Origin of the sequence: Ralstonia sp. RRA (assembly GCF_037023145.1) — a bacterium.
Classification (GTDB): Bacteria; Pseudomonadota; Gammaproteobacteria; order Burkholderiales; family Burkholderiaceae; genus Ralstonia.
The window spans coordinates 2,070,069-2,080,771 of record NZ_CP146091.1 but is presented as its reverse complement, the minus strand read 5'-3'; the positions used below and the strand labels follow the sequence as shown (position 1 = coordinate 2,080,771).

The 10,703-nt window shown below is 64.2% G+C and carries 10 protein-coding genes and 1 other RNA gene; 9 read left to right on the top strand and 2 right to left on the bottom strand.

What is annotated here, in order from left to right:
- Nucleotides 1-27: 27 nt before the first annotated feature.
- Nucleotides 28-126: signal recognition particle sRNA small type (gene ffs / locus V6657_RS10185), an RNA gene on the bottom strand.
- Nucleotides 127-252: 126 nt separating this feature from the next.
- On the opposite strand from ffs, the gene V6657_RS10180 reads away from it, so the two are divergent.
- From V6657_RS10180 to recR, 4 genes are all read left to right on the top strand, one after another.
- A complete protein-coding gene (locus tag V6657_RS10180; protein ID WP_048934263.1) occupies nt 253-2,460 on the top strand; it encodes a DNA polymerase III subunit gamma/tau in 2,208 nt (735 codons plus the stop codon).
- 79 nt (nt 2,461-2,539) lie between these two features.
- Nucleotides 2,540-2,887: a YbaB/EbfC family nucleoid-associated protein gene (locus V6657_RS10175; protein ID WP_048934264.1), complete on the top strand. Its 348-nt coding sequence runs from the start codon at nt 2,540-2,542 to the stop codon at nt 2,885-2,887.
- Between the two features lie 24 nt (nt 2,888-2,911).
- Nucleotides 2,912-3,211 (top strand): antibiotic biosynthesis monooxygenase, encoded by a 300-nt coding sequence (locus V6657_RS10170; RefSeq protein WP_048934265.1) that lies wholly within the window; start codon nt 2,912-2,914, stop codon nt 3,209-3,211.
- Nucleotides 3,208-3,831, top strand: coding sequence for a recombination mediator RecR (gene recR / locus V6657_RS10165; protein ID WP_048934266.1), 624 nt, complete (start codon nt 3,208-3,210; stop codon nt 3,829-3,831). Before V6657_RS10170 ends, recR begins: the two co-directional genes overlap by 4 nt.
- A 24-nt stretch (nt 3,832-3,855) precedes the next feature.
- Here recR and V6657_RS10160 read toward each other — a convergent pair whose 3' ends face one another.
- Nucleotides 3,856-5,172 (bottom strand): carbohydrate porin, encoded by a 1,317-nt coding sequence (locus tag V6657_RS10160; RefSeq protein WP_048934267.1) that lies wholly within the window; start codon nt 5,170-5,172, stop codon nt 3,856-3,858.
- Between the two features lie 241 nt (nt 5,173-5,413).
- Here V6657_RS10160 and V6657_RS10155 point away from each other — a divergent pair, with 241 nt between their 5' ends.
- From V6657_RS10155 to V6657_RS10135, 5 genes are all read left to right on the top strand, one after another.
- A complete protein-coding gene (locus tag V6657_RS10155) occupies nt 5,414-6,328 on the top strand; it encodes a LysR substrate-binding domain-containing protein (RefSeq protein WP_048934326.1) in 915 nt (304 codons plus the stop codon).
- A 146-nt stretch (nt 6,329-6,474) separates the two neighbouring features.
- Entirely contained in the window at nt 6,475-7,683 is a 1,209-nt protein-coding gene (locus V6657_RS10150; RefSeq protein WP_048934268.1) for a CaiB/BaiF CoA-transferase family protein, read from the top strand.
- 108 nt (nt 7,684-7,791) lie between these two features.
- Nucleotides 7,792-8,841, top strand: coding sequence for an ABC transporter substrate-binding protein (locus V6657_RS10145; protein WP_137884681.1), 1,050 nt, complete (start codon nt 7,792-7,794; stop codon nt 8,839-8,841).
- 196 nt (nt 8,842-9,037) lie between these two features.
- Nucleotides 9,038-9,850 carry an ABC transporter ATP-binding protein gene (locus V6657_RS10140; protein WP_048934269.1) on the top strand — a complete coding sequence of 271 codons (813 nt, stop codon included), beginning with the start codon at nt 9,038-9,040 and terminating at the stop codon, nt 9,848-9,850.
- A gap of 23 nt (nt 9,851-9,873) precedes the next feature.
- A complete protein-coding gene (locus V6657_RS10135) occupies nt 9,874-10,665 on the top strand; it encodes an ABC transporter permease (protein ID WP_021194177.1) in 792 nt (263 codons plus the stop codon).
- The last annotated feature ends 38 nt before the right edge of the window (nt 10,666-10,703 follow it).

Sequence of the window (10,703 nt, the reverse complement as noted above, 5' to 3'; positions counted from 1 at the left end):
GGGGCAATGCAGAAGAGAAAAGAGAAGGGGGACGAGCCTGACCCTCGGCACTGGCGGAAAACGGCTGTGGCTGCTTCGTTCCCGACCTGACCAGGTTGACCGCGCCACCATGCGAGGAGGCCCGTCCGACCGGCATTGTAACCGACTCGCGCATCCTCACCGGAATATCCTTGCAATTCACTCGGCGCGCACCATGTTCGAACCCTTGGAAAGCACGTCGGAAATCCACCTCGCTTTGCTACAATCCGCCGCATGAGTTATCAAGTGCTCGCCCGCAAGTGGCGCCCTCGCGATTTCACCACGCTCGTCGGTCAAGAGCACGTGGTGCGCGCGCTCACGCATGCGCTCGAACAGCAGCGCCTGCACCATGCCTACCTCTTCACGGGGACGCGCGGTGTCGGCAAGACCACGCTGTCGCGCATTCTCGCCAAATCGCTCAACTGCGTCGGTGCAGACGGGCAGGGCGGTATCACCGCGCAGCCGTGCGGCGTGTGCCGTGCCTGTACGGAGATCGATGCCGGGCGTTTTGTCGATTACATCGAGATGGATGCTGCGTCCAATCGTGGTGTCGACGAGATGGCCCAGCTGCTCGACCGCGCGGTCTATGCCCCGACGGTTGGTCGCTTCAAGGTCTACATGATCGACGAAGTGCACATGCTGACCAACCACGCCTTCAACGCGATGCTGAAGACGCTGGAAGAGCCGCCGGAGCACGTCAAGTTCATTCTCGCGACCACCGACCCGCAGAAGATTCCGGTGACGGTGCTGTCGCGCTGCCTGCAGTTCAACCTCAAGCAGATGCCGCCGGGGCACATCGTGTCCCACCTCGATCGCATCCTCGGTGAAGAGCACATCGCCCACGAAGCGAATGCGCTGCGCCTGCTGGCTGCCGCTGCGCAGGGTTCGATGCGTGATGCGCTGTCGCTCACGGATCAGGCCATCGCCTACAGCGCCGGCGAGGTGAGTGAAGCTGCCGTGCGCGGCATGCTCGGTGCGATTGACCAGAGCTACCTCGTGCGCCTGCTCGACGCACTGGCCGACGAGAACGGCGCAGGGCTCGTCGAGATTGCTGATGAGATGGCGGGGCGCAGCCTGAGCTTCTCGGGTGCGTTGCAGGATCTGGCGTCGTTGCTGCAAAAGATTGCGCTGGCGCAGGTCGTGCCGGGTGCCGTGCAGGACGATTGGCCTGAAGCTGATGATGTGCGCCGGCTTGCCGAGCGCTTCGACGCACAGTCGGTGCAACTGTTCTATCAGTTTGCCAACCTAGGCCGCAATGAGCTGGCCTTGGCACCTGACGAATACGCTGGCTTCACGATGACGCTGCTGCGCATGCTGGCGTTCCAGCCCGGGCAATCGGGCGGGGACGCGACGCCGCCCTCGGGTGGTGGCGGCAAGCGGGTAGTGTCGTTGCCGGCGGCGAGTGTGCCGGCTGCATCCCCACGTCCGACCATGGCGGCGAGTGCGCCCGCAGTGGCACCGGTTGCGCAGACGACGTCTGTGGCGCGCCCGGAGCCGGTGGTTGAGGCGCCGCGCGCAACGTATCAAGTGTCCCCGCCTGCGCCTGCAGCCGTGGCGCCAGCGGTTGAAACGCCGGCTGCGGCGCCCAACAGTGCACCGGCGCGCCGTTCGCCGGCCATGGAGGCACTGGCTGCCGCCCGTCAGGCATCGAGCCGCGGTCGTGGCGGCGCCTCGGCACCAGTTGCGACGCCAGTGGCTGCTCCTGCGCCAGTCGCGCGTCCTGTTGCTGCCGCGGGGCCGCGCCCGAATCCGGTGGCTGCCCCTGCGTCGCCACCACCGCGTCGTGAGCCGCCGGTTGCATCGGCCGCATCGCCCGACGATGGCCCACCGCCATGGGATGAAATGCCCGGCGAGTTTGCATCGCCGTCGCTGGAGGAGATCGATGCCGCGTTTGCAGGCTGGGATTCGGCTTCGAGTGCGCGTCCTGGCGCTTCGGCGCCGGCTGCACGTTCTGCGCCGGTCGAATCACCCGTTGCTGCTCCGGTGCCGGTGCCAGCCAAACCTGCTGAGCCGGAGCCGGTGGTTGCCGCCACGCCCCCCGACCTGAGTGCAAGCAGCCTCACCACGTTTGATGGTGACTGGCCCAAGCTCGCGGCTGGCCTGCCAATGCGTGGTCTGGCCCAGCAGCTTGCGCACCAGAGTGAACTGGTGGCAGTGGAGGGCGTCACTGTGCGTTTGCGCGTACCGCTGCCGGCATTGACCGAAGCCGGTGTCGTGGAGCGGCTGGAAGCCGCACTGACGGAGCACTTCGGCACGCCGATACGCGTCGCGTGCGATATCGGCGCTGCGCGTGCGACAGCTGCCGCCGCCGATGCTGAGCTGCGCGCCCAACGCCAGCGCGATGCTGAAGATGCCATCGCTGCCAACCCGTTTGTGCAGGCGCTGGTGCGGGACTTTGCCGCGCAGGTCGTCCCGGGTTCGATCCAGCCGCACGCACACTGAGCACGCATTCCCAAGCTGAACACCGGCGCGCCCAATCGAGCGGCGCGCCTCGTATGACCCATTGCAAGGAGCAACAACCATGATGAAAGGCCAGATCGCCGGGCTGATGAAGCAAGCCCAGCAGATGCAGGAAAACATGAAGAAGGCGCAGGAACAACTCGCCCTCATCGAGGTGGAAGGCGTGTCTGGCGCTGGCCTCGTGAAGGTGGTGATGACCTGCAAGAATGACGTGAAGCGTGTGTCGATCGACCCGAGCCTGGTGGCAGAAGGCGAAGACAAGGAATTGCTGGAAGACCTGGTCGCCGCCGCGTTCAACGACGCTGTGCGCAAGGCCGAGGCCACCACGCAAGAGAAGATGGGCTCGCTCACGTCGGGTCTGGGTGGCATGGCAAGCATGTTGCCGCCGGGCTTCAAGCTGCCGTTCTAAGGTCACGCCGATCGGGATCGCACCATGGTGCTGGAATCTGCGCTGCTGCACGTCAAGCCTGGCCAGGAAGCCGCCTTCGAGGCGGCGTTTGGCGAGGCCCGCCACATCATCGGTGCGATGCAGGGCTTCATTTCGCTGACGCTGTCGCGCTGCGTGGAAAAGCCCAGCGATTACCTGTTGCTGGTGCAGTGGCAGACGCTGGAAGACCACACCGTTGGTTTCCGGCAGTCGGCCGAGTACCAGCGCTGGCGCGCACTGCTGCATCACTTCTACGATCCGATGCCGGAAGTGCTGCACCACACGCTGGTTTGGGAGCAGGCATGACGCGCGGTGGTTCGGGCACGCCATCGGCGCTGCAGATGCTGGTCGAGGCATTGCGTGTGCTGCCGGGCGTGGGCCCCAAGTCTGCGCAGCGCATGGCGTACTACCTGCTGCAGCATGATCGCGATGGTGCCGAACGTCTGGCGCAGGCGCTGAGCGAGGCCACCGAATCGATCCAGCACTGCAGCCGCTGCAACACCTTTACCGAGCAGGAAGTCTGCGAAACCTGCCTGGACTCGCGTCGCGATGCGTCCGTGCTGTGCGTGGTGGAAACGCCCGCCGATCAGATGATGATCGAGCAGACACTCACGTATCGCGGCCAGTATTTCGTGCTGATGGGGCGGCTCTCGCCGCTGGACAACATCGGCCCCAAGGAGATCCACCTCGAACGCCTGCTGGCCCGCGCGACCGATCCTGCGCTGGGCGGGCCGTGTACCGAGGTTATCCTCGCCACCAACTTCACCAGCGAAGGCGAGGCCACCGCACACTACATCGGCGAGATGCTCAAGGCGCGCGGCATCAAGGCGACGCGTCTGGCGCGTGGCGTGCCGGTGGGTGGCGAGCTGGAATATGTCGACGCGGGCACCATCGCCCGCGCGGTGCTGGATCGGCGCCAGCTCTGATCTTCCGAACTTCCGAGGCGCTTTTTAGAAATCAGCGTGGATGCGCGCACCCACGATGGACACCGGGCCGCGATCCCGGTTGTACGCAGGGTGGACGACGTACTGATAGTTCAAGCCCAGCGTTAAGTGCTTCACGACTGCCCAGTTGTAGTACAGCTCGGCGATGCGCTCGGTGCCGTAGTTCAGCGCGCCGTCGCCGATCAGCACGCCCATGCCGCCCGCCGCAAAGTATTGGCGTGCCGCGCCTGACAATCCATTCACCACCACAGCCGCGCCAAACGTGTCGTTCGGGCGTCCCCAACGCGTGCCCTTGAGCGAGAGCCCGGCCGACACCGACTGGTTGATGTCGGTGAATTCGAACGTCTCCTTGCTGCCGTCGTTCATGCTGGCGCGGGCGAAGACCCCTATGTCATCGGTGATCTCTTGCTCCAGGTTCACCGCAATGCCGGGGCGCCAGGCGAGTCGCCGCACGAGACCGGTGTCCGGTGTGCTGCCGGTCTGTTGGGCTAGGTTTACCGCATCACCGTAGCCGCCCATCTTGCCGCGCGAGGCGAACGCCAGCAGCTTGACTTTGCCGGGGCGGCCGAACCAGTTCTGGCGCGCTTCGAATTCACCCACCCACTGGTACTGCTTCCATGTGGTGTCGATGGTGATGCTGTTGGGCACGTTCGACAGCGCGAACAAGCCGCCGCGCAGCGTCCACCACGATTGCGTCCACTCCACCGCCAAGCCGTGCGTGTAACCCCAGGCATCGGCGGCGTAGTCAAATGCGCCTGCATCGACGACCGACCAGTTCAGGAAGTCTCCGCGCGGGTCGTGCGCATAGGTGTTTGTATCGAAGATGTCGACCACCGAGAACTTGCCGACGGTGATGGTCAGGTTGTTGGCCGAGTGGCTGCCGGCAAGCTGGTTGGGCCCACTCTCTACCGCCTGTTGCTCGCCACCCAGATCGATGACTTGTCGCAGGAACAGACGCGGCAGTTTGCGATACGGGGTGTTGTTGCCGACCTTGTAGGCTTCCCCACTGGAGAAGCCGGCCAGCCCGACCGTGTTGTTCAGGCCGAAACCCTGGTCAATTTCGGGGTTGGCGTACAGCTCTGCGCCTTTCCATAGACGCACGCCAAGATACAGCGTGATGTCGGCCGTTTCCTTGTTGTTGGTCTCCGGCGTCAGGCTGTTTGTGCCGCTGTACGGCGCGTGGAACGACGGATGCCACTGCGTCACGTTGGTGAACTGCCCGTGAATGTTCCACCGTTCCGGCTCGGGGATGTCCGCAGGGGGGGTATCGGCATCTGCTGCCAGGGCAATGCCCTGCAGGCCCAGCGTCAGCGTGAAGGCCATCAAGACCTGCCGTGCGGCGCTGGCACGCTTGGCATGACGGGACGAAGACCAGGATTTGAGGCGAAGAGACGGCAAAGGCATGGGCGAAACAGAGAGGGCAACCGCTAGAATTCCAAGCTTGTGCGCTCGGAATAGGCAAAAACCCGGCGATAGTAAACGCCGTGTCATGACCAACCGGTGAAAACCGCGCCGTTTGCACGAACTTGTCGCATTTCTCCAACTCCGCCAGATGGCTTCCACGATGAACCTTGCCCGCTTTGATCTTGTCACCCTCGGCCTGTTTGTGGCGGTGGCCCGGCTGGGCAGCATTTCTGCTGGGGCGCGGCAATCACACCTGGCCGTAGCCGCGGCAAGCAAGCGGATTTCCGACCTGGAAGCCGCTGTGGGCGCGCCGCTGCTGTATCGCCATGCCGCCGGGGTGGAACTGACCGAGGCTGGCCAAGCGTGCTTTCGCCATGCCGTCGGCATCTTGCAGGACGTCGAGCGCATGGCCGGCGCGCTGTCGGACTTTGCCGCCGGTACGCGCGGGCTGGTGCGCGTGTGGGCCAATACCTCGTCGATCACGCAGTTCCTGGCCGATGACCTGGCTGCCTTCATGCTGGCCAATCCGGCCATCCGCATCGCGCTGGAGGAGCAGGACAGTGGCGATATCGTCGCCGCGCTGCGCGAGAACCGTGCAGACCTCGGCATCTTCGCCGCCGGCACGCCATGCGATGGGTTGCAATCGTTTGACTACCGCGAGGACGATCTCGCCCTTGTCACGCCGCGCAGCCACCCGCTGGCAGGCCGCAAGCAGGTGAGTTTTGCCGATGCGGTGGAGTTCGATTTCGTCAGCCTGCCGCCCGGCACGTCGCTCGCCGCGCAACTGCTGGAAGAGAGCCAGCGCCTTGGCAAGCCGCTGCGCTTGCGCATTCAGGTGCGCAGCTTTGAGGCGGTCTGCCGCATGGTGGCCTCGGGTCTGGGCGTGGGGGTGCTGCCGCGTATTGCCGCACAGGGACACGTGTCGAGCCTGCCGGGCGCGGGCCTCGCATTGGTGCCGCTGCAAGACGAATGGGCGCATCGCCGCCTACTGGTGGGTGTGCGCGATCCTGATGCGCTCACCAGTTCCGCGCGCCTGCTGATGACGCATCTACTCGGCAATCCTGCCGCACTCTGAGAACCTGTTCATGATCCTACTGCGCAACCCGATCTTGGCACTGCGATGCTCGCCGTACTCCTGTACGGCTGCGCTTCTCCTGCCAACCTCGGGCCGCTCGCTACGGATCGTGAACAGGTTCTGAATTCAACGTTCTCTATACGACCATGTCGACTCAGGTTTTGCAGAACATCCGCGTGCTCGAACTCGGGCAATTGATTGCCGGGCCGTTTGCCGCCAAGACGCTCGCCGATTTTGGCGCGCAGGTCATCAAGATCGAGCCGCCGGGGCAGGGCGATCCGCTGCGCAAATGGCGGATGCTGCATGAAGGCACCTCGGTCTGGTGGGAGGCGCAGTCGCGCAACAAGCAGTCTGTCTGCGTGGATTTGCGTGTGCCCGAGGGCCAGGAGGTGGTGCGCAAGCTGGCCGCCGAGGCCGACGTGCTCATTGAAAATTTCCGCCCCGGCACGATGGAGAAGTGGGGCCTGTCGTACGAGGCACTGTCGGCCATCAACCCAAAGCTCATCATGCTGCGCGTATCGGGCTACGGTCAGACTGGCCCCAAGCGCGACGAGCCGGGCTTTGCAGCGATTGCCGAGGCGATGGCCGGCCTGCGCTACCTGACCGGTGAGCCGGGGCGCCCGCCTGCGCGCGCTGGGCTGTCGCTGGGCGACACGATTGCCGGGTTGCACGGCGCGCTGGGCGTGCTGCTCGCGCTGTATGAACGCGACGCGCGCGGCGGCAAGGGGCAGGTGATCGACGTGGCGTTGTATGAGTCGGTCTTCAACCTGACGGAGAGTCTGCTGCCGGAGTACTCGGTATTCGGCGCCATTCGCCACCCAGCCGGCGGGGCATTGCCGGGCATTGCGCCATCCAATGCCTATCGCTGTGCGGGCGGCGAGTACGTCTTGATCGCCGCGAACGGCGACAACATCTTCCGCCGCCTGATGCAGCGCATGGGCCGGCCAGACCTCGCCGATGATCCAGGCCTTGCGCGCAACGACGGCCGCGCCGCCCGCGTCGACGAGATCGATGCCGCCATCAACGCGTGGACGGGAGCGCTTCCCATTGCAGAGGTTCTGGCTGCGCTGCAAGAGGCCGAGGTGCCCAGCGGGCCGATCTACACCATCGCCGACATTGCTGCCGACCCGCACTATCGCGCGCGGGGTGTCATCGAGACCGTGCGTGCGCAATCGGGCATCGATGTCGAGATGCCGGGCGTGGTACCCAAGCTTTCCGGCACACCCGGTGCGGTACAGGCCAGTGCTCCACGCCTGGGTCAGCACACGCGCGACGTGCTGCGCAGCCACGGCCTGACCGACGCGCAGATCGATGCGCTGGCCGCACAAGGCGTGGTTGCCGAGGCGGCAGGCTAAAGAGCTAGGACCATCCCGCATGTTGTGTGGCAAATCGTTGCGGTAATATCGCCGCCAAGGCAGTGAACGCTGGACAGGTTCGCAGAACAACGCATTCAGGAGACAAGCATGGGGACACGAGGCATCAGCCGCTGGGCAAAATGGATGGGCGCAGCGCTATGCGCGACGAGCCTGCTGGCAGCCAGCCCCGCCGTGCTGGCGCAGGGCAAGCCTGAGAAGAGCAAGGTGACCATCGCCGTGGGCGGCAAGGCCTTGTTCTACTACCTGCCGCTGACGATTGCCGAGCGCCTGGGCTACTTCAAGGACGAAGGCCTGGATGTTGAGATCGTCGACTTTGCTGGCGGTGCCAAGGCACTGCAGGCCGTGGTTGGCGGCAGCGCTGACGTGGTGAGTGGCGCCTACGAACACACGCTGGTGCTGCAGGCCAAGGGCCAGATGTACCAGGAGTTCGTACTGCAAGGCCGCGCTCCGCAGATCGTGCTGGCGGTCAACAACAAGACGATGGCCAACTATAAGTCGATTGCTGACCTGAAGGGCAAGAAGATCGGCGTGACGGCGCCGGGCTCGTCGACCAACATCATGGTCAACTACGTGCTGGCGCGCGCCGGCATCAAGCCGAACGAGGTGTCGATCATTGGTGTGGGCCCGAGCAACGGTGCCATTGCGGCCATCCGCGCAGGGCAGATCGATGCGCTGGCCAACCTAGACCCGGTCATGTCGATGCTCACGCAGAAGAACGAAGTGCGCGTCGTTTCCGACACCCGCACGCTGGCCGATACCAAGGCCGTCTTCGGCGGCAATATGCCGGCCGGCTGCCTGTATGCGTCCACCGCGTTCATCCAGAAGAACCCCAACACGACGCAGGCGCTGACCAACGCCATGGTGCGCGCGCTGAAGTGGCTGCAGAAGGCAGGCCCGTCGGACATCGTCAAGACCGTGCCGGAAGCCTACCTGCTGGGGGATCGTGCGCTGTATCTGGCTGCGTGGGACAAGGTGCGCGAGGCCATCTCGCCGGACGGCACAATGCCCGCCGACGGCCCGACCACGGCACTGCGTACGCTGTCGGAATTTGATGCGGAAGTGAAGGGCAAGCAGATCAAGCTGGACCAGACCTTCACCAACACCTTCGTGCAAAAGGCCAACGCCAAGTACCACTAAAACCAGCTCATGATCCTACTGCGCGTCCCGAGATTGCCCCTGCGATGCTCCCCGTACTCACGTACGGTTGCGCTTCTCGGGGCAATCTCGGGCCGCTCGCTACGGATCATGAACTGGTTTTGAGTCCAACAGACTCTTATCCTGCGCCCGGTCCAACCGGGCGCATTGCTTTCTTGGTAGCCATCAGGCAGACACCATGACGACGCCCGCGCTTTCGTTCGACCAGATCACCTGTACCTTCCTTTCACCAGACAAACCGGGCCAGCGCTATACGGCTGTGCAGAACACGACGCTGGACATCCAGGCCGGCGAGTTCGTCTCTGTGGTGGGCCCAACCGGCTGTGGAAAATCCACCCTGCTGAACCTGGCGGCGGGGCTGCTGCAGCCATCGTCAGGGCAGGTGCGCGTGTTTGGCGAACCGCTGGTCGGCATCAACCGCCGTGCCGGCTACATGTTTCAGGCTGAAGCATTGATGCCGTGGCGCAGCGCGCTCGATAACGTGCTGGCCGGGCTGGAGTTTCGCGGCACGCCCGACAAGGAAGCGCGCGAACTGGCGATGTCGTGGCTGACGCGCGTGGGTTTGGCCGGGTTTGAAGATCGCTATCCGCATCAACTCTCCGGCGGCATGCGCAAGCGCGTGAGCCTGGCGCAAACGTTGGTGCTCGACCCCGACATCATCCTCATGGACGAGCCGTTTTCTGCGCTCGACATCCAGACGCGCCAGTTGATGGAGAACGAGGTGCTCGACCTCTGGGCTGCCAAGCGCAAGGCCGTGCTGTTCATCACACACGATCTGGACGAGGCCATTGCCATGAGCGACCGCGTGGTCGTGCTGTCGGCCGGCCCCGGCACGCACCCGATTGGCGAATTCGTGATCGACCTGCCGCGCCCGCGCGATGTGGCCGAGATTCGCGATCAGGCTGGCTTTGTCGATTTGCATTCGCGCATCTGGGATGTGCTGCGCGAAGAAGTGCTCAAGGGTTACGCGCAACATCGCCGCGTGGCCTGAACCGAATTCGATCGATCTCTCTCATGGCTAATCGTCCGCTCTCTCCGTTCACGCTGCGTGCCTGGCAGCTTGGTCTCCTTGTCGTCACGCTGGGTGTCTGGCACTTCGCCACGCGCTCGCAAGACGTCGCATTTTTCTTCGGCGAGCCGCTCATCGTTGCGCAGCGCATCTGGGCATGGTTCGTGACCGAAGGCGATATTTACCAGCACCTTGGGGTGACGCTGGCGGAAACCGTACTGGCCTTCGTCATCGGCACGGCCACTGGCCTGGGTGCCGGGCTGTGGCTGGCACTGAGCCCTGCGGTGTCTGCGGTGCTCGATCCGTACATCAAGGCTGCCAACTCGATGCCGCGCGTGATTCTGGCGCCCATCTTCGGCGTTTGGTTTGGGCTGGGGATCTGGTCGAAGGTTGCGCTGGCGGTCACGCTGGTGTTCTTCATCGTGTTCTTCAACGTCTACCAGGGCGTGAAAGAAGTGAGCCCCGTGGTGCTCTCCAATGCGCGCATGCTGGGGGCCTCGCAGCGACAGCTGTTGCGCTTCGTCTATCTGCCGAGCGCAACGAGCTGGGTGTTCTCGTCGCTGCATACGTCGGTGGGTCTCGCGTTTGTGGGGGCAGTGGTGGGCGAGTACCTGGGCTCTGCGCGCGGCGTCGGTTACCTGATCCTGCAGGCCGAGGGCACGTTCGACATCAACACCGTGTTTGCCGGCATTGTCGTGCTGACAGTGTTTGCACTGGTACTCGATTGGTTGGTCGGTCTGGTGGAAAAGCGCCTGATGCGCTGGCAGCCCAAGACCGGCGAAACCGAAAAGCTCTGAACACCCGAAGTAGGCTAACTAACGGTCACATCAACCCT

Excerpts from the sequence above, each read along its gene's own strand:
- V6657_RS10180 (WP_048934263.1), top strand. The coding sequence starts at position 253 with ATGAGTTATCAAGTGCTCGCCCGCAAGTGGCGCCCTCGCGATTTCACC.
- V6657_RS10150 (WP_048934268.1), top strand. The coding sequence starts at position 6,475 with ATGTCGACTCAGGTTTTGCAGAACATCCGCGTGCTCGAACTCGGGCAA.
- V6657_RS10140 (WP_048934269.1), top strand. The coding sequence starts at position 9,038 with ATGACGACGCCCGCGCTTTCGTTCGACCAGATCACCTGTACCTTCCTT.
- V6657_RS10135 (WP_021194177.1), top strand. The coding sequence starts at position 9,874 with ATGGCTAATCGTCCGCTCTCTCCGTTCACGCTGCGTGCCTGGCAGCTT.
- V6657_RS10170 (WP_048934265.1), top strand. The coding sequence starts at position 2,912 with ATGGTGCTGGAATCTGCGCTGCTGCACGTCAAGCCTGGCCAGGAAGCC.
- V6657_RS10160 (WP_048934267.1), bottom strand. The coding sequence starts at position 5,172 with ATGGCCTTCACGCTGACGCTGGGCCTGCAGGGCATTGCCCTGGCAGCA.
- V6657_RS10155 (WP_048934326.1), top strand. The coding sequence starts at position 5,414 with ATGAACCTTGCCCGCTTTGATCTTGTCACCCTCGGCCTGTTTGTGGCG.
- V6657_RS10145 (WP_137884681.1), top strand. The coding sequence starts at position 7,792 with ATGGGGACACGAGGCATCAGCCGCTGGGCAAAATGGATGGGCGCAGCG.
- V6657_RS10175 (WP_048934264.1), top strand. The coding sequence starts at position 2,540 with ATGATGAAAGGCCAGATCGCCGGGCTGATGAAGCAAGCCCAGCAGATG.
- recR (WP_048934266.1), top strand. The coding sequence starts at position 3,208 with ATGACGCGCGGTGGTTCGGGCACGCCATCGGCGCTGCAGATGCTGGTC.